The following is a 26,150-nucleotide window of genomic DNA, read 5'->3' on the forward strand; positions in this document are numbered from 1 at the left end:
GATGATGCTGGCGCTGGCGGTGCTCGTGGCGCCGTCCACCTCCCGCGGGCGCGCCCCGGTCCTGGTCCCGGCGCGACGCCGGCTTCCCGTCGCGGCGTGGGGAATCCTCGGCTGCCTGACGGTGTCGTTCGTGCTGCCGCTGAGCGCGGTCGTCTCCACTGCGGTGATGCTCGGCGTGCTGATGCTGCGGCGGCGCGCCCGCCGACGCCGCCGCGACGCCGTGGAGGAAGCCATCGCCCTGCAGGGTGCCCTCGACGTGCTGGTCGCAGAGCTGCGCGTCGGGGCGCATCCGGTCGCCGCCATGCGGGTCGCCGCCCGGGAATCCGGCGGCCGCGTCGCCGGGTCCTTCGGCGCGGTGGCGGCGCGCGCGCTGCTCGGAGCCGACGTGGCGGCCGGGTTGCGGGCGGAGGCTCGGCACTCCCGGGCGCCGGGCCACTGGGAACGGCTGGCGGTGTGCTGGCAGCTCGCACAGAGCCATGGCCTGGCGATCGCGACACTGATGCAGGCCGCGCAGCGGGACCTCGGCGAGCGGGAGCGGTTCCGGTCGCGCGTCGACGCCGGGATGGCCGGCGCGCGGGCCACCGGAAGCGTGCTGGCGGGGCTGCCCCTGCTCGGTGTGCTGCTCGGATGTGCGATCGGGGCCGACCCACTGGGGTTCCTGTTCTCCAGCGGGCCCGGCGGCTGGCTGCTATGCCTGGGGACGCTGCTGGTCGGCGCAGGCCTGCTGTGGTCGGACCGCATCACGGCGCGGGTGCTGACATGACGTGGGCTGCGGCGCTGCTCGCCGCCGCGGTGCTGGCCCTGCCACAGCCCGCGGCTGCGCGGATCCTGGCCGGCCTGCGATCACCCGGCGACGCCGGTCCGCCGGTCGCGTCCGACGATCCGTTGGCGGTGGCCGCCACGCTCGACCTGCTCGCAGCCTGTCTGCGGGCAGGCATGGCGGTGTCGACCGCGGCCGCCGGCGTCGCCGCGTCCGCGCCCGCGCCGCTCGCGGCGGTGTTGCAGCGGGCCGCCGACCTGCTGGCGCTGGGCGCCGACGCCGGCCAAGCCTGGGTCGACCACCAGGACGACAGCGATCCGCATGTCCGTGCGTTCGTGCGGATGGCGCGGCGGTCGGCTGCCTCGGGCGCCGCTCTGGCGCAGGGCGTCGAAGACCTGGCCGTGGCGTTGCGCGCCGATGCCGCGGATGCGGCAGGCGCCAGGGCCGAGCGGGCGTCCGTGCTCATCGCCGGCCCATTGGGGCTGTGCTACCTGCCGGCCTTCCTGTGCCTGGGGATCGTGCCCGTCGTGGCCGGGCTGGCCGGAGACGTCCTGCGGTCAGGGGTGTTGTGACAACAATCGAGGAGGAAACACATGGCCAGACAACGGATGGCGGATCTGCGGGCCCGCCTGCTCGTGCTCGCGGTGGCCGACGACGGCATGTCGACCGTCGAGTACGCCATCGGGACCATCGCCGCCGCGGCGTTCGGCGCCGTTCTCTACACCGTCGTCACCGGCGACTCGATCGTCGGCGCGCTGACGAACATCATCAGCCGGGCGCTCAACACCAACGTCTAGATGGCTCGGCCGGCTTCGCCACCGTCGAGGCGGCGTTGGCGATCCTGTCGCTGGTGGCGATGCTGGTGCTCTGTCTGGCGGGGCTCACCGCGGTCACCATGCAGGTGCGGTGCGTCGACGCGGCCAGAGAGGCGGCGCGGCTGGCGGCGCGCGGCGACGACGGCGCTGCCGCCGACACCGCACGCCGGGTCGCCCCGGCGGGAGCCGGGGTGCACCTGCGCCGAGAAGGCGGCTACGTCGTCGCGACTGTCACGTCGAGGTCGGCGATGCTGCCGGGCATCGAGATCGCGGCCCGCGGCGTGTCCGCCGTCGAACCGGCCGGCTGACGACCACGGCGCGGCCACGGTGGTCGCAGCGATGATGCTTCTCGCCCTCGGTGCGGTGACCACGGGCGGCGCTGTGGTCGGGTCGGCGGTGGTGGCCCGGCACCGGGCGTCGGCCGCTGCCGACCTGGCCGCACTGGCCGCCGCCGCCCAGGTCCCCGCGGGGCCGCAGGCAGCCTGCGCGGCCGCGGAGTCGGTGGCCCGGGCGATGGCCGCTACCGTGGCATCGTGCGACGTGGACGGACTCGATGTGATCGTGGTCGCCCGGGCCGCGCCCGGCTTCGGGGCGAGGGTGGCGGGCCCGGCGACGGCGTCGGCGCGGGCCGGACCGGCGGAGCCGGGGTGATCGCTGCCCGTCGATGTGTTTACGGCGTCGTAAGGCGGGTTACGCACACCTCATGATCGGCCACGAACTCCTCGTGGGCCGCTACGAACAGCGTGGCCTTCTCGGTCGCGGCGGCATGGCCGAGGTCCGCGACGGGTGGGACACCCGGCTGTGCCGTCCGGTGGCCATCAAGGTGCTGCATCCTGCCTTCAACAGCGACCCCGACCTGCGTCGGCGGTTCGAGGTGGAGGCACGCGCGGCCGCCGCCCTGGAGCACCCGAACGTCGTCGCGGTGCACGACTTCGGTGAGCACGAGGGATCACCGTTCATCGTGATGGAGCGGCTGCCCGGCCGCACGCTGCACGACGTGATGGGGGCAGGCCCGATGCCTCCGCAGCAGGTGCGCGCCGTGCTCGACGACGTCCTCGCCGGCCTCGGTGCCGCCCACGCCGCCGGGGTGCTGCACCGCGACATCAAACCGGGCAACATCCTGCTGTCGGCCAGCGGAGACCGGATGAAGGTCGCCGACTTCGGCATCGCCAAGACCGGCGGTGCCGCCGATACCAAGACCGGCCAGATCATCGGCACCATGTGCTACATGAGCCCGGAACGGGTGATGGGCGCCCCGGCGTCGGTGGCCGACGACCTCTACGCCGTGGCCGTCATCGGCTACGAAGCGCTGCTCGGGCACCGCGCGTTTCCGCACGACCACCCGGTCGCCCTCGCGCGCGCCATCATCGACACCCCGCCGCCGCCCTTGCGCGCCTGCCGCGCCGACGTCGACCCCGTACTCGCCGCTGTCATCGAACGCGGGATGGCTCGCGACCCGGCTCAGCGCTTCGCGAGCTCCGATCAGATGCGCGCCGCACTCGCCGGTGACCCCGCCGCGCTGATGGGCGGACCCGCCCCGGCGCCCGCCGTGACCGGTGTCCGCCCGGCGACCAGGGTGATGGCCACGCCGCTGCCGCCCACCGCCGGTTACCCGCCGCCGCCGCTGCGCTCACCACGGCGCAAGGGTCCGCGCCGCTACCTGCTCGCCGCTGCGGCCATCCTCACCGCGTTCGTCGTCGCGGCGATGGCCCTCGCGATGGATCCGTTCGCCTCCTCGCCGTCGCCTGCGTCGGTCAGCACCAGCACCAGCGTGCCGCCGCCCGCCACCAGCGTCGCCCCGCCTCCGCTCCCGGCGCCGGTTCCCGTGGTGCAGCAACCCGCGCCGGCACCTGTCCAACCCGCGCCGGGACCCGGCAACGGGAACGGAAACGGCAAGGGCAACGGCGGAAAGAAGAAGAAGGACTGAGGGCCGGCTCAGCGCTTGCCGTTTCTCCTTGTGCGCGTTCGCTTTTCGTCCACCACCGGGGCCTGGCGTTCGTCCAGTCGCGCCTCGCCGATCTCGGCGGGCGTCGGTAGCCGCATCTCGGCCAGCCCCGCGTGCACGCCGTCGCGGAGTTCGACGCGGTGCACCGTCACATGCACCGGCGTCCATCCGCCGTCACGGGCGACCACCCGGAGCACTCCGGACACGGCGCCGGTGCCGAAACTCGCGGCCATCTCGGTTGCGGTGGCCATGTCGTCCGGGTGGATCCCCTGCGCCCCGGACATCCCGGCGCGCCAGTCGAAGAACGGCACCGGATCGTCGAGCCACTTGACCAGCATCCAGTGTTGCGGATCGACGAGCGCCCGGTGCACGCCCGGCCGGGCGAGGCCCGCCAGGATGCGCTGCGCGAGCATATCGTCCTGCACCGTGCGCCCCTCCCGCACGCTGCGCCAGTTCATCGCCCGGCACACCAGACGCTCACGGCCGTCGTCGTCGGTCTCGGCGAGCGAGCGCGCGACGAACCCGATGGTGATCTGCTCGCCGCGGTAGTCGGTGACATCCCAGGTGCTGCAGATCGTCACGCCCGCTTCGGGTTCGATCAGCATGCTGATGACCTCGGCCTCGTGCGGCTTGAGGTCGCGGCGCGGCAGGTCGTCGGCGAAGGCGCGGTCGTGGGTGGGCTGTTTGGCCGGATCCCAGCCACCGATCTCCAGCGATTCGGTGGTGTCGGTGGCAGTGCCCGCGGTCAGATTCCACACGAGGGGGCCCACCGGCGGACGCGGAGGCGGTTCCTCGTCGGCCGCGCCGATCCACATCTGCACGCCGTGGATGCGGCCGTCGGACATCGCGACGACCTCGGTGCGGATCACGCAGTCGTTCTTCGGGGTGATGCTGCTCAAGCCGGACCCGCCGCGCACCGTCTCACTGATCGCGGTCTGGATCGCCATCAGGTGGGGGTTGCGCCGCAGCAACGACGAAATGGGAATGAGGTTCACGGTCCGTGCACCCTGCGCCACCACGGTCGGCTCACTGCCCAATGTCTCCACGAGCATCCAGTCGTGGCTCATGGCGTCGATCCTACCGAGGACGAGCCGCCCGGACCGGCGCGCTCAGCGCTGCGAATCGCGTACCGCGCCGCGCCCGAGAACTGGGGCAAACACGGCATCGGGGCCCCGTGGTCTTGCCCCACCCGCACGTGAGGGGGTAGGTTTCGATCCGTCGAGGCGGGTACGGATTCCGTTGTCGGCAACCACGGCGACTGTCGAGGGGTCGGTCGCCGGCACGGGTCAACACCCCGCCAGCGCGTCGAGAACCAGGCGCAGTACCCGGACCGCACCGTCCTTGTCCAGCGGATCGTTGCCGTTACCGCACTTGGGCGACTGCACGCACGACGGGCACCCCGCCGGGCATTCGCACGCCTCGATCGCCGAGGCGGTGGCTCCCCACCAGCGCGCGATCGCGCCGAAACCGCGCGCGGCGAAGCCGGCGCCGCCCGGATGGCCGTCGTAGACGAAGATCGTCGGCAGCCCGTCGACGGGCCCCACCGCGGTGGACACCCCGCCGATGTCCCCACGGTCGCAACTGGCGATCAGCGGCAGCAGCCCGATGGCCGCGTGTTCGGCCGCGTGCAATGACCCCGGTATCCGCAGCGGATCGATCCCGCTGTCCGCCAATGCTTCCGGCGTGATCGTGCACATCACCGCCATGGTGTCGAGCGTGCGGGTCGGCATGTCGAGTTCGCAGAAGTCGATGATCTCCCCGTCGAGACGGCGACGCAGGTATCCGGTGACGGTGTTGCTCACCGACACCGGCACCAGGCCGACGCTGACCGAACCGTGGTCGGACCGCTCACCGGTTCCGGTGACGGCGATGTCGGTCAGTTCCCGCGCGAACGTCGTGTAGCCGGGATCCTCGGCATGCACGAACGCGATGCCGTCCTCGAAGTCCAGCGAATCCACCACATAGCTCTCGCCCTGATGCAGATACACCGCGCCGGGATGCACCGAGGCGGGCGCCTGCCCCGCCCCCGCGCTGCCCAGCATCCGACCGGTGTCGGCCTCCAGGATCGCGATCTGCCCACCGCTGGCCCCGCGGATGTCCACCGCGGGATGCGGGTCGACGCCGGGCGCGGGGAAGTATCCACTCGGACGCCGGCGCAGCAGTCCGTCGTCGACGAGCGCGCCGGCCACCGCCTCCGCGTCCCACATCCGAACCTCCGCGTCGGTGAGCGGCAGTTCGGTTGCCGCGCAGAGCAGTTGAGGGCCCAGGACGTAGGGGTTGCCCGGATCGATGACCACCCGTTCGATCGGCTTGTCCAGCAGCGCCGCCGGGTGGTGCACGAGGTAGGTGTCGAGCGGATCGTCGCGCGCGATCAGCACCACCAGGGCGCCCTGGCCGCGCCGCCCCGCACGGCCGGCCTGCTGCCAGAACGACGCGACCGTGCCCGGAAACCCGGCCAGCACAACGGCATCCAGGCCCGCGATGTCGACACCGAGTTCCAGCGCGTTCGTGGTCGCCATACCCCGCAGGCGTCCGTCGGCCAGCGCCCGCTCCAGGAAGCGGCGGTCCTCGGCGAGATAACCCGCCCGGTAGGACGCCACCTGTGCCGCCAAGTCCGGGGCCGTGTCGACCAACCGCGCTCTGGCGCCCAGGGCGGCCAGCTCCGCGCCGCGCCGCGACCGCACGAACGTCAACGTGCGCGCCCCCTCGGTGATCAGATCGGCCATCACCCGGGAGGCCTCCGCGCCGGCCGATCGGCGCACCGGTGCCCCGTTCTCACCGACGAGATCGGCGATCAGCGCAGGCTCCCACAGCGCCACGGTGCGTGCACCCTGCGGTGATCCGTCCTCGGTGACCTCGGCGACGGTCTGGCCGATCAGCTCCGACGCCGTACGCGCCGGATCCGCCGTGGTGGCGCTGGCGAAGATGACGGTCGGCATCGCCCCGCCGGGTGAATAGCGTGCACACAGCCGCAGCAACCGGCGCAGCACCATGGCCACGTTGGAGCCGAAAATGCCGCGGTAGTAGTGACATTCGTCAACGACGACGTAGCGCAGGTGACGCAGGAAGATCGCCCAGCGGGCATGGTTGCGCAGCATCGACAGATGAATCATGTCCGGGTTGGAGAAGATCCACCGCGACCGTTCGCGCGCGAACCGGCGCACGTCGACGGAGGTGTCGCCGTCATACGGCGTCGGTGCGACGTCGTCGAGCCCGGCGGCCGCGGTCAGCGAGGCCACCGCGCGCAACTGGTCATGCCCGAGCGCCTTCGTCGGGGAGAGGTACAGCGCGCGGGACCGCGGATTCTCTGTCAGCGCCGTCAATATCGGGAGTTGGTAGGCCAGCGACTTGCCCGACGCGGTGCCGGTACTCAGCACGACGTGGCGACCGTCGCGCGCGAGTTCGGCCGCGGCGAGCTGATGCGACCACGGGGCCTCGATTCCGTGATCATGGAAGGCCCGCACCACATCTGGGGGCGTCCACGCCGGCCAGGCGAGGCTGCGCGCGCGGCGCGGCGGGAGGTCGGCGATGTGGCGCAGCGGGTGCTCGTCGGCCGGGGTGCCCTCGACCGCGCAGGCCAGCAGCTCGCGGCCGAAACCCGGCCCCGGATCAGCCACCTCGGACTCCTCCACACATCCCCTACAACGCGTCGTACGTCAATTGTCGCCTACATGTTGATTTTGAAGCGCTCGTCGGACTGTCGCAGCAGCCCGAGACGTGGTTGACTTACCGCGGTCGCAGCTTCTGTGTTCGTGTATACGCACTCGCAGGAACGACGTTGCGATCGCGGTTCCTGCGAGGGTTGTAGGTCGGGTCGAGTTCCGAGCACTCCACGAAGGTATGGCGGTCGGAACGGGCCCGGTCTGCCGGATGTCGGTGGACCGCTCCCGGTAAGAAGAGAAGGAAATTACGAAAGATGCCACAGGGAACTGTGAAGTGGTTCAACGCGGAGAAGGGCTTCGGCTTCATCGCCCCCGAGGACGGCTCCGCTGACGTTTTTGTCCACTACACGGAGATCCAGGGTTCCGGCTTCCGCACCCTGGAGGAGAATCAGAAGGTCGAGTTCGAGGTCGGCCAGAGCCCCAAGGGGCCGCAGGCCACCGGCGTTCGCGCCGTCTGAGCAACCGAAGACCTCTTCGAACACCCCCGCGCCATCCACACCAGGACGACGCGGGGGTGTTTCGTTTCGTCGTGAGGCGACGCGCAGCGGCAACGCAGGGTTCACGTCGGGGCGCTCGGGCTGGCCTACTGTCGTCAGTGTGAGCCAGCTGTCCTTCTTCTCGGCTGAGTCGGTGCCGCCGGCGATCGCCGATCTGACGGGGATTCTGGCCGCGCCGGGACAGGCCGTGCTGGTCGGCGGAGCCCAGGGGCAGGCCGCGCGCCTGTCGGTGGTGGTCGATCGGTTGTGGCGGGCCAACGGGCTGGCGGAGATGATCGCCGAGGCCGGTCTGGAGCCCGAGATCTCCCGCACCGACGAGAACACCCCGCTGATTCGCACCGCGCTCGACGTCCGCCTGGTCGCCATCGCCACGGAGTGGACGCGGGGGGCGGTCAAGACCGTGCCGGCGCAGTGGCTGCCCGGCCCGCGGGAGCTGCGGTCCTGGACGCTGGCCGCGGGCAGCCCGGAAGCCGACGATCGCTACCTGCTCGGGTTGGACCCGCACGCGCCTGACACGCATTCCGCGCTCGCGTCGGCGATGATGAGGGTGGGAATCGCGCCGACGCTGATCGGGACGAGGGGGGCGCGGCCCGCGCTGCGGATCAGCGGGCGACGACGACTGTCGCGCCTGGTAGAGAACGTGGGGGAACCTCCGGAGGACCCTGAGGCGTTGGCTCACTGGCCGCGGATCTGACGGTTCGGGCGTGATCGCGGCCCGGGGGGCCGGTTTGCGTCGGCACGCCCGGGGTGCCAAATTGATCGTTGCCGGAGCGGGGGAGCGCATGAACGTGCGAGCCTGCAGGGCGACAGAGAAAGAAGTAGTGCGAGTGAGAACAGTGAACGGGATAGGTGGCTGACGCAGACCGCGACCGCGGTGGCAACGGCAGAGTCCGGCGACTCGTCATAGTCGAGTCGCCTACCAAGGCGCGCAAAATCGCTGGTTATCTCGGTTCCAACTACATCGTCGAGTCGTCCCGCGGACACATCCGCGACCTGCCGCGCAACGCGGCCGACGTGCCCGCGAAGTACAAATCCGAGCCCTGGGCCCGTCTCGGGGTCAACGTCGAGCACAACTTCGAGCCGCTCTACATCATCAGCCCGGAGAAGAAGAGCACCGTTGCCGAGCTGAAGGACCTGCTCAAGAACGTCGACGAGCTCTATCTGGCCACCGACGGTGACCGCGAGGGCGAGGCCATCGCGTGGCATCTGCTGGAGACGCTCAAGCCCCGCATCCCCGTCAAGCGGATGGTGTTCCACGAGATCACCGAGCCGGCGATCCGCGCGGCCGCCGAAGACCCCCGCGATCTGGACAACGCCCTGGTCGACGCCCAGGAGACGCGCCGCATCCTCGACCGTCTCTACGGCTACGAGGTCAGCCCCGTGCTGTGGAAGAAGGTCGCGCCGAAGCTGTCGGCGGGCCGGGTGCAGTCCGTCGCGACGCGCATCATCGTCCAGCGCGAACGCGAGCGGATGGCGTTCCGCAGCGCCGGGTACTGGGACGTCACCGCGGAACTGGACGCCAGCGTCTCCGACGAGCAGGCCAGTCCGCCGACCTTCACCGCCAAGCTGAACACCGTCGACGGCCGCCGGGTCGCGAGCGGCCGTGACTTCGACTCGCTGGGCGGACTCAAGAAGCCCGACGAGGTCCGTGTCCTCGACGAGGCGGCGGCGAACGCCCTGGCCGCCGGTCTGCGCGGGGCACAGCTGCAGGTGGCCTCGGTCGAGCAGAAGCCGTACACCCGCCGGCCGTACCCGCCGTTCATGACCTCGACGCTGCAGCAGGAGGCGGGCCGCAAGCTGCGGTTCTCCTCCGAACGCACGATGAGCATCGCGCAGCGGCTGTACGAGAACGGCTACATCACCTACATGCGCACCGACTCGACGACACTGTCGCAGTCGGCGATCGATGCCGCCCGCAACCAGGCGCGTCAGCTCTACGGCGAGGAGTACGTGCACCCGTCGCCGCGTCAGTACACCCGCAAGGTGAAGAACGCCCAGGAGGCGCACGAGGCCATCCGCCCCGCCGGCGACGTCTTCCAGACGCCGGGCCAGCTGCACGCCGCGCTGGACACCGACGAGTTCCGGCTCTACGAGCTGATCTGGCAGCGCACCGTGGCCTCGCAGATGGCCGACGCGCGCGGCACCACCCTGAGCCTGCGCATCGCGGGCCAGGCCACGGGCGGCGAGCAGGTGGTGTTCAACGCCAGCGGCCGCACGATCACGTTCGCCGGGTTCCTCAAGGCCTACGTGGAGAGCCTCGACGAGCAGGCCGGCGGCGAGGCCGACGACGCCGAGAGCCGGCTGCCGAACCTGACCCAGGGTCAGCGCGTCGACGCCAAAGACCTGACCGCCGACGGGCACACCACCAGTCCGCCCGCCCGCTACACCGAGGCCTCGTTGATCAAGGCGCTCGAAGACCTGGGCATCGGCCGGCCGTCGACCTACAGCTCGATCATCAAGACGATCCAGGACCGCGGCTACGTCCACAAGAAGGGCAGCGCGCTGGTTCCGTCGTGGGTCGCGTTCGCGGTCATCGGACTGCTGGAGCAACACTTCGCGCGGCTGGTGGACTACGACTTCACCGCGGCGATGGAAGACGAGCTCGACGAGATCGCGGCGGGCAACGAGCGAAGGACCAACTGGCTCAACAACTTCTACTTCGGCGGCGAGCACGGGGTGGACGGCTCGATCGCGCGGGCCGGCGGGTTGAAGAAGCTGGTGGGCGGCAATCTCGAGGAGATCGACGCCCGAGAGGTCAACTCCATCAAGCTGTTCGACGATGCCGAGGGTCGGGCGGTCAACGTCCGCGTGGGCCGCAACGGCCCGTACCTGGAACGCATGATCGTCGGGGAAGACGGTGAGCCGACCCCGCAGCGCGCCAACCTCAACGACGACCTGACGCCCGACGAGCTGACCCTCGAGCTCGTCGAAAAGCTTTTCGCCACACCGCAAGAGGGCCGTTCCCTGGGCGTCGATCCGGAGACCGGGCACGAGATCGTCGCCAAGGACGGCCGCTACGGTCCGTACGTCACGGAGGTCCTGCCCGAACCTCCCGACGATGGCGAGGCCGGATCGACGGCGAAGAAGGGCAAGAAGCCGACGGGACCCAAGCCGCGCACCGGTTCGCTGCTGCGCTCCATGGATCTGGAGACGGTGACGCTCGAGGACGCGCTGAAGCTGCTGTCGCTGCCCCGCGTGGTCGGGGTGGACCCGGCCAGCGGTGAGGAGATCACCGCGCAGAACGGCCGCTACGGCCCGTACCTCAAGCGCGGCACCGACTCTCGCTCGCTGGCCACCGAGGAGCAGATGTTCGACATCACGCTCGACGAGGCGCTGAAGATCTACTCCGAGCCGAAGCGGCGTGGCAGGCAGGGCGCGGCGACGCCACCGCTGCGCGAGCTGGGCACCGACCCGGTGTCGGAGAAGCCGATGGTGATCAAGGACGGCCGCTTCGGCCCCTACGTCACCGACGGCGAGACCAACGCGAGCCTGCGCAAGGGCGACGACGTCATGTCGATCACCGACGCGCGGGCCTCGGAATTGTTGGCCGACCGCCGCGCTCGTGGCCCGGTGAAGAAGAAGGCTCCGGCGAAGAAGGCAGCCAAGAAGACGGCGGCCAAGAAGGCACCGGCCAAGAAAGCTGCCAAGAAGGCCTGACGACGATCAAGCGGCGAGGGAGGAGCCGCGTTGAGGAGTCAGGCAAGACGGAGAAGGCCTGAGCTCGTCTAGCGCGCCGACTTCGACACGTCGCTGCTGACCTCGCGCTCGACGCTGTCGGGCGTCACCAGGTGCACCGGGCGGGCGAGCTGCGTCGGCGCGGTGCGGCCGCGCAGGTTCACGGTCTCCCCGACGTCCCAGCACAGCGCCTCGGCGTCGAGCGCCTCGCTGACCGCGATCGCCGACGCCAGCACATGGCCCTTCTCCAGCTTCGCCAGCTCGGTGAGCCGGGCGGCCTCGTTGACCGGGTCCCCGATCACGGTGTATTCGAAGCGGGCCTGCGCGCCGATGTGGCCGGCGATCGCCCGCCCGGCGGACACGCCGATGCCGAACTCGGTTTCGCCGAGCACCTCGATCAGCTCGTCGTGCAGTTCCCGGGAGGCGGCCAGCGCCGCCCCGGACGCGTCGGGGTGTTCGATCGGGGCGCCGAAGATCGCCAGCGCCGCGTCACCCTGGAACTTGTTGACGAACCCGCCGTGCCGGTTCACGGTGTCGACGACCACGCGGAAGAAGTCGTTGAGCAGGTTGACGACCTCGGCGGCGGGGATGGTGGCGGCCAGATGCGTCGACCCGACCAGGTCGACGAACAGCACCGCCACGTCGCGTTCCTGGCCGCCGAGTTCGGTGCCGCGCTCCAGCGCCCGGCGGGCGACGTCCTCGCCGACGTAGCGGCCGAACAGGTCGCGCAGGCGCTGCCGCTCAGCGAGGTCGCGCACCATGTCGTTGAAGCCGGCCTGCAGCAGGCCCAGCTCACTGGCGTCGTAGATCTGCATGTGGGCGTTGTAGTTGCCCCGCTGCACCTCACCGAGCGCCCAGCGCAGCTGGCGCAGCGGGTCGGCGATCGACATCGCGACCAGCACGGTGCCCGCCAGCCCGATCACCAGCGCGACGATGGCCAGCAGCAGGATCGTCGTGATCACCCGGTCGGCGGGCGCGTTGAGGATGTCGAACTTGCTGGCCACCAGCGCCAGCAGGATCGCCACCAGTGGCACCCCGGTGGACAGCACCCACGTCAGCACCTGGCGCAGGATGACGCCGGGGGCGTGGAATTTCTCCGGCACGCCGCCGCGCAGCGCGGCCACCGCAACCGGCCGCAGCACCCGCTCGGACTGCAGGTAGCCGATGATCGCGGTCGCGGTGGCTCCAAGGCCCGTCGCCACGGCCACCACCGGCGCGGACTTGCTGGCCACCGGCCAGCTCGCGACGATGAACACCACGGATCCGAGCAGCCAGTTCGTCGCGCTGATCACCGAGCGGTAGAACGGCATCCGCAGCGCCCGCATGCGCGCGACCTCGGTGTCGGCGGGGTCGCGGTCGCCGAGCAGCATGTCGCGGCGCTGCCAGCGCATCACCGGGATCAGCATCCGCAGCGTCAGGTACGACGCCACAGTGAACGACACGAACAGGTAGGCGAGGAAGATCGACAGGTTGTAGGTGGGCAGGTCCTGCAGCTGAATGCGGTCCTCGGGGGGTAGCCCGAAGCGCAGGAAGCCGAGCACGAGCAGGGCGCCGATGATGTCGGCCTGCAGCATGCCGAGGGTGAACACCGGCCAGGGCGTGCGCGCGACCCAGCGGACGAATGCACTGATTCGCCCCATCTGGATCGCTTCGGCTGCCACCAGATCACCGTATCGGGCGGAGCTGACGGCTACGGGGCGTCTGAGACGGACGTGTCGGTTCGCAGCACTACTGTTATCCGCGATGGCCGGTGTTTTCTCGCGTCTTGTGGGCCAAGACGCCGTCGAGGCGGAGCTCACCGCTGCTGCGCGGGCAGCCCGCGGTGATTCCGCTCACAGCGGGGGTCCCGGTGAGGTGGGCACCATGACGCACGCCTGGCTGATCACGGGTCCGCCGGGGTCGGGGCGCTCGGTGGCCGCGCTGTGCTTCGCGGCCGCGCTGCAGTGCACCTCCGACGGCGTGCCGGGCTGCGGGGAGTGCCGGGCCTGCACGACGACGATGGCGGGCACCCACGCCGACGTCCGCCGGATCATCCCCGAGGGGCTCTCGATCGGGGTGGACGCTATGCGCACGATCGTGCAGATCGCGTCGCGCCGGCCCGGGACGGGCCGCTGGCAGATAGTCGTCATCGAGGACGCCGACCGGCTCACCGAGGGCGCCGCCAATGCGCTGCTGAAGGTCGTGGAGGAGCCGCCGCCGTCGACGGTGTTCCTGCTGTGCGCGCCGTCGGTGGATCCCGAGGACATCGCGATCACGCTGCGTTCGCGCTGCCGCCACGTCGCGCTGGTGACGCCCGGAGTGGACGCGATCGCGCGAGTACTGGTCGACACCGACGGTCTGCCGGAGGCCGAGGCGGCCTGGGCGGCGTCGGTGAGCGGCGGGCACGTCGGCCGGGCGCGCCGGCTGGCCACCGACGAGCAGGCCAGGGAGCGGCGCCGGCGGGCGCTGGGACTGGCCCGGGACGCGGCGACCCCGTCGCGGGCCTACGCCGCGGCCGAGGAGCTGGTGGCCACCGCGGAAGCCGAGGCCCGGGCGCTGACCGAGGACCGCAACGAGGTCGAGACCGAGGAGTTGCGCACCGCGCTGGGCGCCGGCGGCACCGGCAAGGGCACCGCGGGCACGATGCGCGGGGCCGCCGGGGCGCTCAAGGACCTGGAGAGACGGCAGAAGTCCCGCCAGACGCGCGCGTCGCGCGATGCGCTGGATCGGGCGCTCATCGACCTCGCCACCTACTTCCGCGACGCGCTGCTGATCGCCTCCGGGGCGGCCGACGTCGCCCCCAACCACCCCGATATGCGGGACAAGGTCGCGGCGATGGCCGGGCACGCATCGCCCGCCGCACTGCTGCGGTGCATCGAGGCTGTGCTCGAGTGCCGTGAGGCGCTGGCGGTCAACGTCAAGCCGAAGTTCGCCGTCGACGCCATGGTCGGCACCGTCGGGCAGGCGTTGCGCGGCTGACTTGGGTCGCGGGCAGGCCCTGCCGTAGAGTGGTGCCGCCCGACGTGCCGCCTTAGCTCAGTCGGTAGAGCGATTCACTCGTAATGAATAGGTCGGGGGTTCGATTCCCCCAGGCGGCTCCATGTTTCAGCGCCGAGTGTGCGTCCAGGGCGGGAATCGTCGTGGATTCCCGCCCTGGACGCACGCCCGGCACGCCCGGCTATTGCGGCGCCAGGAACCCGACGGGGCCCGACGCCACGCACACGGACAGCGCCGCGGTGTTGGCGCGCACGGTGATGGCGTCCCCGGCGCCGGGCAGCCGGACGAACACCCGGTTCAGCCCCGGCCGCACCGGCACCTTGACCTCGTCGCCCTCGGTCAGCGCCAGCATCATCGACCCGTCGGAATTGGCCAGGTAGTTGATCTCGACGGTCCAGTCCGCGGGTAGCAGCGGACCGTCCAGCGGCATCCGCACCGGGAAGTCCGGCTGCACCAGATAGCCGCACCGCGGATCGGGGCCGGGCCGGATACTGCGCACCCAGGTCACCTTCGCGCCGACGAGCCGGCCGGAGGAATCGAGCATCCGCAGATCCGTTGTCGCCGGAGCGAACTCGGGGCGTTCGCGCAGCAGAGCGAACATGTGCGAGGTCAGGTTCTCCGGCCACGCCACCCGCTGCAGCACCAGGGGGTCGACCTCCTGGTCGAGCATCGGGGCCGCGGAGGCGGCGTGCGCGGCGGCCAGACCGGCCTGTGCGGTGCGCAGGTAGTCCCGGGTGGGGTTGTCGCGCCAGCTGACCAGGAACGTCGCGGTCGAGTAGAGGCTGCTGACCACGAAAAGACCTGTGACACATACGATCCCGAGGGAACGCGCACGTGATGCGTCGAGCCACCGCGCCCTGTCCCGGTTCGGCGCGCACAACCCGACGGCGGCCAGCAGCGCCAGCACCACCACGAGATCGGGCAGATAGCGCAGGGTCTGCGCCAATTCCAGCGCGGTGAACCGCGAGGAGCGCATCAGGTAGATCGGGACCTGGCAGGCCACCGCGTATCCGAGCGCGGCCAGCCAGACGGGGCCGAGGCGCTGCTTGCGCAGCAGCGTCACCGCCACCACCGCGGCCAGCGCGATCCAGCCCAGCACCATGACGGCCGCCGGCGGGGTGGCCCACGGCGAGGCGGGCGCCCAGCGCTGCCAGTCCCACGGTCCGCCGACCAGACCCGGCACGATTCCGTGGGTCATCGAGCGCCACAGCAGATCCGCCGTCATCGACAGATCGAAGCTCCAGCGCTGCTGATCGACCACCGCCACATAGACGGCGACCCAGCCGGCGATGAGCGCCAGGCAGGCCACCCACAGCGCCCGCCCGCGCTGCCACACCTGCCGCACCGTCGCGCCGCCGGTCACGTGCCCGTACAGCGCGGCCACCGCGAACGCGACGAACGGCACGATCGCCGACTTCTCGAAGAACAGCAGCGCACCGAAGAACACCACGGTCCCGGTCACGGCGTAGCGCCTCGCCCCGGTGCGCACCAGCAGCAGGGCATCCGCGCACACCCAGGCCAGCGCCGCCAGCATCGGCAACGAGTTCAGCCCGGCCGCCCACCACGCGTACCCGGGCAGTGCCAGCGGGGTGAACAGCGCGAACGTCAACGGGATCAGCAGCACGGGGCGCCGGCCCAGCATCACGTGCATCGCCCGCAGCAGCGCCAGCGATGCGAGCAGCGCGAGCACCACCAGGCTGATCGCAGGCCCGATCCAGTTCAGCGGCGCGAGCCGGGTGATCGCCCCCGCGACCAGGAACGCGCCGGGCATCACGTGACCGTCGTGGTCGTCGAACAGGTAGCCCGGCGACAGCAGAGGTTGGGTGCCGGCCCGGCCGACCAGGATCAGGTCGTCCCAGTAGAAGTAGCCACCGAAGGCGAGAACCCCCCGGATCACCAACTGCAGCACGACCAGTGCGACGGCGGTGCGGGCGACCCATTTCATGTCGGCTCGACTCTACGGATGCGACGGGCGCGGCCGCGCCGCCGGTATGGTGGCCCCGTGCGCACACTGGTCACGGGGGCAGCCGGTTTCATCGGGTCGACGCTGGTCGACAGGTTGCTCGCCGACGGGCATGCGGTGGTGGGCCTCGACGACCTCAGCTCCGGGCGCAGCGAGAACCTCGGGCAGGCGGAGCGCTCCGACGACTTCGAATTCGTCAAGGCCGACATCGTCGAGGCCGACCTGATCGGTCTGCTCGAGGACGTGAAGCCCGAGGTGGTGTTCCACCTCGCCGCGCAGATCTCGGTCAGCCGCTCGGTCACCGAACCGGTGTTCGACTCCAGCGTCAACGTGGTGGGCACTGTGCGCCTCGCCGAGGCCGCCCGCCGCGCCGGCGTCCGCAAGGTCGTGCACACGTCGTCGGGCGGATCGGTCTACGGCGTTCCGCCGGCCTATCCCACCGACGAGAACAATCCGCTCGACCCGGCGTCGCCGTATGCGGCCAGCAAGGTGTGCGGCGAGGTGTACTTCGGCATGTTCCGCAACCTCTACGGCATGGACTGCAGCCACATCGCGCCCGCCAACGTCTACGGCCCGCGTCAGGATCCGCACGGTGAGGCCGGCGTGGTCGCCATCTTCTCCCGCGCGCTGCTGGCCGGCCGGCCGACGAAGATCTTCGGCGACGGCAGCGACACCCGCGACTACGTGTTCGTCGACGACGTCGTCGACGCGTTCGTGCGCGCGTCCGGCGAGGCCGGGGGAGGGCAGCGGTTCAACATCGGCACCGGCGTGGAAACCTCGACGCGGCAACTGCATTCGGAGATCGCGACGGCGGCCGGCGCGCCCGACGAGCCGGAGTTCCAGCCGCCGCGGCTCGGTGACGTGCGCCGCTCCTGCCTGGACAGCAGCCGCGCAGGGTCGGTGCTGGGGTGGCGACCGACGGTCGCGCTGAGCGACGGGGTGGCCAGGACCGTGGACTACTTCCGGGCCAACGGTTAGGGCTGGTCGGGCACCCGCGCGTTCTGCAGCGCCACCGCACGGGCGAGCCGGGTGTACTTGAGCTCGATGTCCTTGAAGCGCATGTAGGTCGACAGCGTGGTGAAGGCGAACGCGATGATCAGCACGTACTCCAGCAGGTCCGTTCCGCGGTCCACGCCGAGCCAATTCGCGACCACGGTGGTGTCGTCGGGCCGCAGGATCGCATAGATGCCCGTGATCACGAACAGCACGTAACCGACCTTCACCCACGCCTTGCTGCGGGCACTGCCGCGGGAGCGCAGCAGGTAGACCAGCAGCACCAGCACCGAGGCGATCAACAGCACCTGGATCCAGTTCATCGTGTCGTCCTTCTGCGCAGCAGACCGTCGAAGACGATGTTGACGCCGTTGAGCAGCGGCTGGCCCTTCGCCTTCGAGTAGTCGGTGTAGAGGATGTCGACCGGCACTTCGGCCACCCGCCAATGCTTTTCGTGAGCCAACGCGATGAACTCGCTGGCGTGTCCCATGCCGCTGATCGTGAGGTCGAGCTCGTCGGCGACGCGCCGGCCGAACACCCGCAGTCCGTTGTGGGCGTCGGTCAGACCGAGCTCGCGGTTGCGCCGGCCGACCCGCGCCACGGTCTTGAGCACCCACCGTTTCAGCAGCGGCGTCTGCGTGCCGGCCCCGGCGAAACGGGTGCCCACCACCAGATCCGGCCGTGTTTCGGGGGAGCCCGCGCGCAGCCGCTCGATCATCGTCACCACGTCGGCGACCCGGTGCTGCCCGTCGGCGTCGAAGGTGGCGAACACCTCGGCACCCGGCTGGTGGCGGGCGTATTCCACGCCGGTCTGGATCGCCGCGCCCTGCCCGAGATTGACCGGGTGGGTGACGACGTGCGCACCGGCTTGCAGGGCCGCGTCCCCGGTGCCGTCCTCGCTGCCGTCGTCGACGCAGACGACGTGTGCGAACACCGAGCGCACGTCAGTGATGACGTCGCCGATGACGGTCGCTTCGTGAAAGGCCGGGATGACGACCCACACGTCGCGGTAGCGCATGTCCGAGGTGTCGATGCGCAACAAAGTACACGCTCAGACGGTCGGAATTCTGGCAAGGGCGGCCAGGTGCACGGCGATGCCGAGCAGCGGTCCGCACAGCAGCGCGACGACGGTGCGCACCTGAAGATCCAGCGGCAGCGCGAGCAGCAACGCCGAGGCGACCGTCGCCGACATCCACCCGACCGCGTACGCGCGGTGCAGCGCCGCGGCCACGGCGGCCGCACCGGTCAGCGTCAGCAGCGCGATCGCCACGGCCGCCGCGGTCAGCCAGCCCAGCAGCGCGCCGTCGGCGACGTAGTCGTCACCGAAGCCTTCGCGCAGCAGCCACGGTCCGAACGCGGCCGCCAGCGCGACCCCGGCCACGCCCAGCGCCACCACGACCGCCGCCGGGGTGATCAACGCCCGGAGCCGGTGAGCGCGCTGGTCGACGAAGTGCGCGATCAGATTGCCCTGCATCGCGGTCAGTGGGACCAGCAGCGGGGCGCGGGTCAGCGTGACGGCCAGGATCACCACACCGCCCGCGGCCCCGAGATCGCCCGAGGTGGCCTTGAGCAGCACCGGGAAACCCATCACCAGCACCGCGCTGGCGCCGGCGGCGGCGATCGAATGGCCCGCCCCGCGCAGGAACGTCACCGTGCCCCCGGGCGTGGACAGCCGCGCCGCGGCGCGGGTGACCGGCGACGCGACCAGCATCAGCAACCAGCCGATCGAGCCGGCCACGGTCGCCCACAGGTAGCCGCCCAGTCCCCAGCCCAGCAGGAAGCTGCCCGCCGCGACCGCGACGCGCAGCAGCGCGTCGGCCACCATGAGCGCCCCGTACTCCGACCACCGGTCCAGCCCGGCGAGCAGTCCCAGCAGCGTGGTGTGCAGACAGAACCCGGCCAGCCCCACGGCCAGCAGGAGCACGCTGAGCAGGCGGGCCTCGGCGAACACGTGCCCCGCCCACAGCGGCGAGGTCGCGGCGATCACCGCCGCCGCGCCGATCCCGACGCCGATCGCGACCCGCACCGGCCTGGTGCGCGGCCCGGCGTCATCCCCCGAAGCGGCTTGCCGGACCTCGCGGGTGGTCTCCTGCAGCAACCCGAACGCGGCGCCGCTGGCCAGCCCGAACGCCCCCCAGAACACGCCGAACACGGAGAACCCGGCGGGTTCGAGGTCACGTGCGGCCAGGTAGAGCACCGCGTACCCGCACAGCGCGGACACCGCCGTCGCCGCGCCGACCCGCACGACGCTGCCCCGCGTGACCGCGCCCGGACCCGCCGCGGCGTCGGTCACGACGGGTGGTCCAGTGGCGGGACGTCGGTCGAGTACAGCCACGCCGCCCACAGCGGCCGCAGCGACTCGTCGGCGTAGCGGGCCGCCAGCCCGATGAAGTCGTCGGTCACCACGCTGGCGTGCCGGTAGCGCGTGGTCCACTCCTTGAGCAGCGCGAAGAAGTCCTTGTCGCCCAGGCTTTTGCGCAGCGCGTGCAGCGTGAGCGCGCCACGCTTGTAGACGCGGTCGTCGAACATGTCGCGCGGCCCGGGGTCGGCGAGCACCAGATCCTGCGCCGAGTTCGTCAGCCGCTGGTGATAGTGCCGGGCGAGTTCGTCGGCGCTCTCTTCGCCGCAGTGTTCGGACCACAGCCATTCGGCGTAGCACGCGAAGCCCTCGTGCAACCAGATGTGGCGCCAGCGCTGCACGGTGACCGAGTTGCCGAACCATTGGTGGGCCAGCTCGTGGGCGATCAACCGCTCGGCGCCACGTTCCCCGTCGCAGTGGTTCGCGCCGAAGATCGAAATGCCTTGTGCCTCGAGGGGAATCTCGAGGTCGTCGTCGGTCACCACCACGGTGTAACCGGAGTCCAACGGATACGGGCCGAACAGTTTGACGAACAGCTTCATCATCTGGCCCTGGCGGCCGAAGTCGTGGTCGATCTCCCGGCGCAGTCGCTCGGGCGCCACGGCGTGGATCTCGACGCCGTTCTTGGCCAGGCGGTGGCGCTCGTACATGCCGATCTGCAGCGTGATCAGGTACGTCGAGGTGGGTTCGGGCTGCTCGTACACCCACGTCGTCATCCCGGCCCGGGCGCGCCGGTTCAGCAGCTTGCCGTTGGCCAGCGCGAAATACGGGCTCTCCGTGCTGATCTGGATGCGGAAGCTGGCCTTGGCGCTCGGATGGTCGTCGCACGGGAACCACGACGACGCCCCGTTGGGCTGCCCGGCGACCAGCGCGCCCTCGGTGAGCTCCTCGAAACCCACCTCGCCCCACAGGGACCGGATGGGCCGCGGCGTGCCGGCGTAGCGCACCGCGACCGTCATCGCCGCGCCCGCGGGCAACCGGTCGGTGAGGCTGATGTGCAGCTTGGCGCCGGAGGTGCGGAAGTGCGCCGGCCGCTTGCCGTTGACCGTGACCTTCGACACCGAGAGTGCGTCGGACAGGTCGAGCGTGAAGGTCCCCAATTCGGCGAGCGTGACCGCGGTGATGGTGGCTGCCCCGGCCAGCCGGTTGATCGCGACCTTGTACTCGAGGTCGAGTTCGTAGCGGGAGACCCGGTAGCCGAAGTTGCCGGTGGCGGGCAGGTACGGATCGATGACCGGCGGCGACCCCTTCTTGGCCACCCGTTTGCGTGCTCTCACGCGGCCGCGGGCTTCTTCGTCTTCGGGCCCGCGGCGTCGCCGCGCTTCTTGCGCGACGGCAGCCACGGCGCGATCGGATTGCCCTGCCAGCGGGTCGAGGCGGGCACCTCGTCACCGCGCACCACCAGCGACGCGGGCCCGACGGTGGCGCCGGCGCCCAGCCGCGCGGCAGGCAGCGCCACGCAGTGCGGTCCGAGGGTGGCGCCGCGCTCGATGACGACGGTGTCCATCCGCATGATCCGGTCGTGGAACAGGTGCGTCTGTACGACGCAGCCGCGGTTGACCGTCGCGCCGTCGGCCAGAGTCACCAAGTCGGCCTCGGGCAGCCAGTACGTCTCACACCACACCCCGCGTCCGATCTTGGCGCCCAGCGCGCGCAGCCACACATTCATCACCGGGGTACCCGTGGCGGCCCGGGCGAACCACGGCGCCGCGACGGTCTCGACGAACGTGTCCGACACTTCGTTGCGCCACACGAACGACGACCACAGCGGGTGTTCGATCGCGGTGATCCGGCCCACCAGAAGCCATTTCGCCACCACCGCGATCCCGCCGGCCACGGCCCCGGCCGCCAGCAGCACCAAGCCCGTCAGGCAGGCGGCGCCCAGCCAGCCGAGCGTCAGCACCAGGGACTGCGCGGCCAGCAGCACGCCGACGCCGATCGCGAACGTGACGACGACGGGCACGAACCGGAACGTCTCGACGGTGGCCCGCAGCGCACGCAGTCGCGCCGAGGGATGGAACGTGCGCAGGGCGTCGGCCGCGGTCGGCTGCCGCCGCAGCCGCATCGGCGGGCTGCCCAGCCACGACGAACCCGCCTTGGCCTTGTGCGGCGTCGCCGACAGCACCGCCACCAGGCCGTCGTCGGGCACCCGGCGGCCGGGCTGGGTGATCCCCGAGTTACCGAGGAACGCCCGCTTTCCGACCGTCGCCCGCGCCACGTGGATCCAGCCGCCGCCCAGTTCGTAGGAGGCCACCATGGTGTCGTCGGCCAGGAACGCGCTGTCCTCGACCACGGTGAACTTCGGGATCAGCAGCGCCGTGGAGATCTCGGTGCCCTTGCCGATACGGGCGCCCAGCAGGCGCAGCCACCACGGCGTCAGCAGGCCCGCGTAGATCGGGAACAGGTAGTTGCGGGCGCCGTCCATCAACCGTTCGGTGGCCCACAGCTGCCAGCCCGACCGGCTGCGCACCGGGTGGTAGCCCTCGCGCAGACCCAGCGACAGCACCCGCACACCGAGCACCATCAGCGCCGCGTACACCACCAGCGCCGCGGCGGTGGCCGGGACGCTCCACGCCAGCGCGGGCAGCACCGCCTCGCCCAGCGTCGCCGTCCCGCGCACCCCCCAGCCGACCACGGCCAGGCCCACCGCCAGCGCCGCCAGCGGCAGCGCGCCCAGCAGCACCGACGTCACGCCGTACACCGCCACCCACAGCGGAGACCGCGGCGGACGGTGGTCGGGCCACGGATGCTTGGCCTTGCCGGACTTCACCGCCGGCGAGCCCTTCCAGTACTGCCGGTTCTTGACCTTCCCCACCACGCCGGAGCCGGGCGCCACATCGGCGTTCTTGCCGACCACCGCGCCGGGCAGCAGCGTCGTGCGCGCGCCGATGGTCGCGTCGTTGCCGACGGTGATGGGCCCGAGATGGAACTGGTCGCCGTCGATCCAGTGCCCGGTCAGGTCGACCTCGGGTTCGATGGAGCACCGGTGCCCGAGCGTCAGCATCCCCGTCACCGGCGGCGCGGAATGCAGATCGACCCCCGTGCCGACCGAATTGCCCAGTGCGCGGGCGTAATACACCAGCCAGGGCGCGCCGGCCATGTTCTCGGCGCCGCTGGCCTCGGCAAGGCGTTCGGCCAGCCACACCCGCAGGTGCACCGAGCCGCCGCGCCGGTAGGTGCCCGGCTGCAGTGTGCCGGCGAGGATACGGGCCCCCAGCACCGCGATGCCCATCCGTCCCGGCGGGGAGACGAACAGCAAGAACCCGACGAGAATCCACCACCAGCTGAGCGGCCACGCCCACGGCACCAGCGACAGCGCGGCGGCGATGTTGTTCGCGATCGCCAGCCACACCACCCACTGCATGCCGGTCAGGGTCGCCAGCGGCACCGTCAACGCCACCTGCGCCACCTGGGTCAGGCGCGAGACGGGCTTCACCTCCCGTGTCTCGACGGCCGGGGGCGGTTCGAGTTCCTCGAGATAGCCGGCCAGCGAGCCAAGCCGCGGATGGTCGTAGAGGTCGGCGACGGTCACCTGGGGGTAGCGCTGCCGCAGCGCGGCGATCAGCTGGGCCGCCGACAGCGAGCCGCCGCCGAGAGCGAAGAAGTCGGCCTGCGGACCGTCGATCGGGGCCGCCAGCACGTCGCGCCACAGCCCGGCCAGCCAGCCCAGCGTGCCGCCGAGGTCGGCGGCGTCGTCCTCGGCGGGGCCGACGGGCCACGGCAGTGCGTCGCGGTCCACCTTGCCCGACGTGCGGGTGGGCAGCACGTCGACGACGACCAGCCGCGGCACCAGCGCGGCGGGCAGCGACTCCGCCAGCCGGGACCGGGCCGCGCCGAGATCGAACGCCGCGCCCGGCGCGACGACGACGTACCCGACCAGCAGCGGCGTCCCGCTGGCGCTGCGCCGCACCGCGGCGGCGCCGCCGCTCACCCCCGGCAGATGCACCAGCGCGGTGTCGACCTCACCGAGTTCGATGCGCCTGCCGCCGACCTTCACCTGGTCGTCGGCCCGTCCGACGAAGTACAGCCCGTCGGCTTCCAGCCGCACCAGATCACCGCTGCGGTAGGCGCGGCTCCAAGAGCCGTGTGGGCTCAGAGAGGGTAGAGCGGCGTACTTCTCGGCGTCCTTCTCCGGGTCGAGGTAGCGCGCCAGCCCCACCCCGCCGATGACGAGCTCACCGACCTCACCGATCCGCACCGGATTCCCCGCGGCATCGACGACGGCCAGGTCCCACCCGGCCAGCGGCAGCCCGATACTCACCTGCCCGCCGGACCCGGTCAGCCGCGCCGCGCACGCCACCACCGTCGCCTCGGTCGGGCCGTAGGTGTTCCAGACCTCCCGGCCCTCGACCGCGAGCCGCTCGGCCAACTCCGGCGGGCACGCCTCACCGCCGAAGATCAGCAGGCGCACCGCCTCAAGCGCCTCGGCCGGCCACAGCGACGCCAGCGTCGGCACCGTCGAAACCACCGTGATGTCCCGGGACACCAGCCACGGGCCCAAATCCATGCCGCTGCGCACCAGCGACCTCGGCGCGGGCACCAGGCAGGCGCCGTGCCGCCACGCCAGCCACATCTCCTCGCACGACGCGTCGAAGGCCACCGACAGACCGGCCAGCACCCGGTCGCCCGGCCCGAGCGGATTGCCTTGCAGGAACATCTCGGCTTCGGCGTCGACGAACGCCGCGGCGTTGCGGTGGGTGACCGCGACACCCTTCGGGGTGCCGGTCGAGCCCGAGGTGAAGATGATCCACGCGTCGTCGCGGCTCAGCGGTGCGGTCGCGCGCCAGCCGCGCGAGGATCCGGGACCGCGGACCAGGCCGCGCTCGGTGATCACGCCGACGACGTCGGCCTCGGTGAACACCAGCTCGGCGCGCTCGGGCGGGTCGTCGGCATCGACCGGTACGTAGGCCGCGCCGGTGGCCAGTGTCGCCAGGATCGCGACGTAGAGCGCGTAGCTGCCCGACGGCATCCGGATCCCGATGCGGTCCCCGCGGCCGATCCCGCGCGCCGCGAGCCAGGCCACGCTGTCCTCGACATCGGCGATCAGCTCGGCGTAGGTGAGCTGGACGGTGCCGTCGTCGAGCGCGGTCGCGTCGGGATAGCGCCGCGCGGTCTCGTAGAGGATGTCGATCAGAGTGCGCGGCTGCGGAGCGAGCGACGACAGCAGGTACTGACCGGGGATCTCGGAGGTTGGATCCGCTGCTGTCACGGGTACAAACTACTCACTGCGCGAAGCCACTACTCGCCGTCGGGCGGCTGTCCATTTCGCGTGTCGGCGGCCCGACTGGCAGAATGACCGGCTTGGAGGGGAGTATTCCTTCGCCACAGTGTCGTCATCACGTCGTCCGTGACCGGACGACCGGTGCTGTGGGCCGACCACCGGTGACGGTGGCGGTGGAAGAGACCTCCGGCGTTGAACGACGACCGGAGGTTTGATGAACGTCAGTGCACTCGAGTGGGGCATCACGCTCAGCGTGACCATCGCGATCCTGCTCTTCGATGTGATCGTGATCGGGCGCCGCCCCCACGAGCCGTCCCGCCGCGAGACGGGAATCGCACTGACCGTCTACGTCAGCCTGGCCATCGCGTTCGGCCTGTGGACCTGGTTCTTCCACGGCAGCCAGTTCGGCATCGAGTTCTTCGCCGGCTGGCTCACCGAGTACAGCCTGTCGGTCGACAACCTGTTCATCTTCCTGATCATCATGGCCAGCTTCAAGGTGCCGAGGGTCTACCAGCAGCAGGCACTGCTCGTCGGCATCATCCTGGCGCTGATCTTCCGCGGCATCTTCATCGCGCTCGGCGCGGTGGCCATCGAGCAGTTCAGCTGGGTGTTCTACCTGTTCGGCGCGTTCCTGGTGTACACCGCGCTGAAGCTGGTCCGCGACACCGACCATGACGACGACGCCGAGAACGGCGTGGTGCGGTTCGCGCAGAAACACCTGAAGTTCACCGACCAGTGGGACGGGCTCAAGCTGTGGGTGAAGGAGAACGGCTCGCGGCTGATGACCCCGATGTTCCTGGTCATCGTCGCGCTGGGCACCACCGACCTGCTGTTCGCGCTCGACTCGATCCCCGCGATCTACGGGCTGACCCGCGAGCCCTATCTGGTGTTCACCGCCAACGTGTTCGCGCTGATGGGCCTGCGCCAGCTGTACTTCCTGCTCGGTGACCTGCTCAAGCGGCTGGTGTACCTGTCGCAGGGGCTGGCGTTCATCCTCGGCTTCATCGGCGTCAAGCTGCTGCTGCACGCACTGCACGAGAACGAGTTGCCGTTCATCAACGGCGGCGAGCCCGTGCCGGTGCCGGAGATCCCGACGCTGGCCTCGCTGGGCGTCATCGTGGTGACGCTGCTGATCACCACGGCGGCGAGTTTGTACAAGACGCGGGTGCACGACGTGCGCAAGGGCGAGGACGAGGCGCAGCAGGAGAACCCGGACCCGGCGGCCGACACGACGCGCTGACATTTCGTTGTGCTCGCGCTGATCGCAACGGGTGCCGCGGCTTC

The 26,150-nt window shown here is 70.9% G+C and carries 21 protein-coding genes and 1 tRNA gene; 13 read left to right on the forward strand and 9 right to left on the reverse strand.

What is annotated here, in order from left to right; genetic code table 11:
• Position 1: 1 nt before the first annotated feature.
• From G6N45_RS07425 to G6N45_RS07445, 6 genes are read left to right on the forward strand one after another with little or no spacing between them, the layout of a single operon-like run.
• The gene (locus G6N45_RS07425; protein ID WP_163728008.1) at positions 2 to 763 is read left to right on the forward strand and encodes a type II secretion system F family protein; all 762 of its coding nucleotides are present in this window, start codon (positions 2 to 4) and stop codon (positions 761 to 763) included.
• Positions 760 to 1,332: a type II secretion system F family protein gene (locus tag G6N45_RS07430; RefSeq protein ID WP_163721258.1), complete on the forward strand. Its 573-nt coding sequence runs from the start codon at positions 760 to 762 to the stop codon at positions 1,330 to 1,332. The genes G6N45_RS07425 and G6N45_RS07430 overlap by 4 nt, the downstream gene beginning before the upstream one ends.
• Before the next feature lie 21 nt (positions 1,333 to 1,353).
• Positions 1,354 to 1,557, forward strand: coding sequence for a DUF4244 domain-containing protein (locus tag G6N45_RS07435; protein WP_163721260.1), 204 nt, complete (start codon positions 1,354 to 1,356; stop codon positions 1,555 to 1,557).
• A gap of 59 nt (positions 1,558 to 1,616) precedes the next feature.
• Positions 1,617 to 1,883: a TadE family type IV pilus minor pilin gene (locus G6N45_RS27995; protein WP_246229045.1), complete on the forward strand. Its 267-nt coding sequence runs from the start codon at positions 1,617 to 1,619 to the stop codon at positions 1,881 to 1,883.
• Complete coding sequence (locus tag G6N45_RS28000) at positions 1,804 to 2,226, forward strand: Rv3654c family TadE-like protein (protein WP_407664333.1); 423 nt, start codon at positions 1,804 to 1,806, stop codon at positions 2,224 to 2,226. Before G6N45_RS27995 ends, G6N45_RS28000 begins: the two co-directional genes overlap by 80 nt.
• Positions 2,227 to 2,278: 52 nt before the next feature.
• Positions 2,279 to 3,502: a serine/threonine-protein kinase gene (locus G6N45_RS07445; protein ID WP_170312431.1), complete on the forward strand. Its 1,224-nt coding sequence runs from the start codon at positions 2,279 to 2,281 to the stop codon at positions 3,500 to 3,502.
• 8 nt (positions 3,503 to 3,510) lie between these two features.
• Here G6N45_RS07445 and G6N45_RS07450 read toward each other — a convergent pair whose 3' ends face one another.
• A complete protein-coding gene (locus G6N45_RS07450; protein WP_163721263.1) occupies positions 3,511 to 4,587 on the reverse strand; it encodes a PAS domain-containing protein in 1,077 nt (358 codons plus the stop codon).
• A 219-nt stretch (positions 4,588 to 4,806) separates the two neighbouring features.
• A complete protein-coding gene (locus tag G6N45_RS07455; RefSeq protein ID WP_163721265.1) occupies positions 4,807 to 7,137 on the reverse strand; it encodes a DNA 3'-5' helicase SftH in 2,331 nt (776 codons plus the stop codon).
• A 299-nt stretch (positions 7,138 to 7,436) separates the two neighbouring features.
• On the opposite strand from G6N45_RS07455, the gene G6N45_RS07460 reads away from it, so the two are divergent.
• The 3 genes from G6N45_RS07460 (at position 7,437) to topA (ending at position 11,336) form a co-directional block, all read left to right on the forward strand.
• Positions 7,437 to 7,640: a cold-shock protein gene (locus G6N45_RS07460; RefSeq protein WP_006243848.1), complete on the forward strand. Its 204-nt coding sequence runs from the start codon at positions 7,437 to 7,439 to the stop codon at positions 7,638 to 7,640.
• Positions 7,641 to 7,779: 139 nt separating this feature from the next.
• Positions 7,780 to 8,373 (forward strand): hypothetical protein, encoded by a 594-nt coding sequence (locus G6N45_RS07465; protein ID WP_163721267.1) that lies wholly within the window; start codon positions 7,780 to 7,782, stop codon positions 8,371 to 8,373.
• A gap of 155 nt (positions 8,374 to 8,528) precedes the next feature.
• Positions 8,529 to 11,336, forward strand: a complete 2,808-nt coding sequence (gene topA / locus G6N45_RS07470) for a type I DNA topoisomerase (RefSeq protein WP_163721269.1) — start codon at positions 8,529 to 8,531, stop codon at positions 11,334 to 11,336.
• 68 nt (positions 11,337 to 11,404) lie between these two features.
• Here topA and G6N45_RS07475 read toward each other — a convergent pair whose 3' ends face one another.
• Positions 11,405 to 13,015, reverse strand: a complete 1,611-nt coding sequence (locus G6N45_RS07475) for an adenylate/guanylate cyclase domain-containing protein (RefSeq protein WP_163721272.1) — start codon at positions 13,013 to 13,015, stop codon at positions 11,405 to 11,407.
• Positions 13,016 to 13,097: 82 nt separating this feature from the next.
• Between G6N45_RS07475 and G6N45_RS07480 the strand changes: the two genes are divergently transcribed.
• Positions 13,098 to 14,312, forward strand: coding sequence for a DNA polymerase III subunit delta' (locus G6N45_RS07480; protein WP_163721273.1), 1,215 nt, complete (start codon positions 13,098 to 13,100; stop codon positions 14,310 to 14,312).
• 46 nt (positions 14,313 to 14,358) lie between these two features.
• A tRNA-Thr gene (locus tag G6N45_RS07485) sits at positions 14,359 to 14,434 on the forward strand.
• Between the two features lie 77 nt (positions 14,435 to 14,511).
• Here G6N45_RS07485 and G6N45_RS07490 read toward each other — a convergent pair.
• Complete coding sequence (locus G6N45_RS07490; protein ID WP_163721275.1) at positions 14,512 to 16,275, reverse strand: hypothetical protein; 1,764 nt, start codon at positions 16,273 to 16,275, stop codon at positions 14,512 to 14,514.
• Positions 16,276 to 16,332: 57 nt separating this feature from the next.
• Here G6N45_RS07490 and G6N45_RS07495 point away from each other — a divergent pair, with 57 nt between their 5' ends.
• On the forward strand, positions 16,333 to 17,271 hold the full coding sequence (locus G6N45_RS07495) for a GDP-mannose 4,6-dehydratase (protein ID WP_179965287.1): 939 nt from the start codon (positions 16,333 to 16,335) through the stop codon (positions 17,269 to 17,271).
• On the opposite strand, the gene G6N45_RS07500 is transcribed toward G6N45_RS07495, so the two are convergent.
• Genes G6N45_RS07500 through G6N45_RS07520 form a run of 5 tightly spaced genes read right to left on the reverse strand, consistent with a single transcriptional unit; the run spans position 17,268 to position 24,854 of the window.
• Complete coding sequence (locus tag G6N45_RS07500; RefSeq protein WP_057149387.1) at positions 17,268 to 17,609, reverse strand: DUF2304 domain-containing protein; 342 nt, start codon at positions 17,607 to 17,609, stop codon at positions 17,268 to 17,270. The two genes, G6N45_RS07495 and G6N45_RS07500, sit on opposite strands and share 4 nt — an antisense overlap.
• Complete coding sequence (locus tag G6N45_RS07505; protein WP_163728014.1) at positions 17,606 to 18,304, reverse strand: polyprenyl-phospho-N-acetylgalactosaminyl synthase PpgS; 699 nt, start codon at positions 18,302 to 18,304, stop codon at positions 17,606 to 17,608. Before G6N45_RS07505 ends, G6N45_RS07500 begins: the two co-directional genes overlap by 4 nt.
• A 33-nt stretch (positions 18,305 to 18,337) precedes the next feature.
• A complete protein-coding gene (locus G6N45_RS07510; RefSeq protein WP_163721280.1) occupies positions 18,338 to 19,579 on the reverse strand; it encodes a hypothetical protein in 1,242 nt (413 codons plus the stop codon).
• Positions 19,576 to 20,922 (reverse strand): M1 family metallopeptidase, encoded by a 1,347-nt coding sequence (locus G6N45_RS07515; protein ID WP_246228913.1) that lies wholly within the window; start codon positions 20,920 to 20,922, stop codon positions 19,576 to 19,578. The genes G6N45_RS07510 and G6N45_RS07515 overlap by 4 nt, the downstream gene beginning before the upstream one ends.
• Positions 20,919 to 24,854, reverse strand: coding sequence for a Pls/PosA family non-ribosomal peptide synthetase (locus G6N45_RS07520; protein WP_163721282.1), 3,936 nt, complete (start codon positions 24,852 to 24,854; stop codon positions 20,919 to 20,921). The genes G6N45_RS07515 and G6N45_RS07520 overlap by 4 nt, the downstream gene beginning before the upstream one ends.
• A gap of 226 nt (positions 24,855 to 25,080) precedes the next feature.
• Between G6N45_RS07520 and G6N45_RS07525 the strand changes: the two genes are divergently transcribed.
• Entirely contained in the window at positions 25,081 to 26,106 is a 1,026-nt protein-coding gene (locus G6N45_RS07525) for a TerC family protein (protein WP_163721284.1), read from the forward strand.
• Positions 26,107 to 26,150: the final 44 nt, after the last annotated feature.

This window comes from Mycolicibacterium psychrotolerans (genome assembly GCF_010729305.1).
Taxonomy (GTDB): domain Bacteria; phylum Actinomycetota; class Actinomycetes; order Mycobacteriales; family Mycobacteriaceae; genus Mycobacterium; species Mycobacterium psychrotolerans.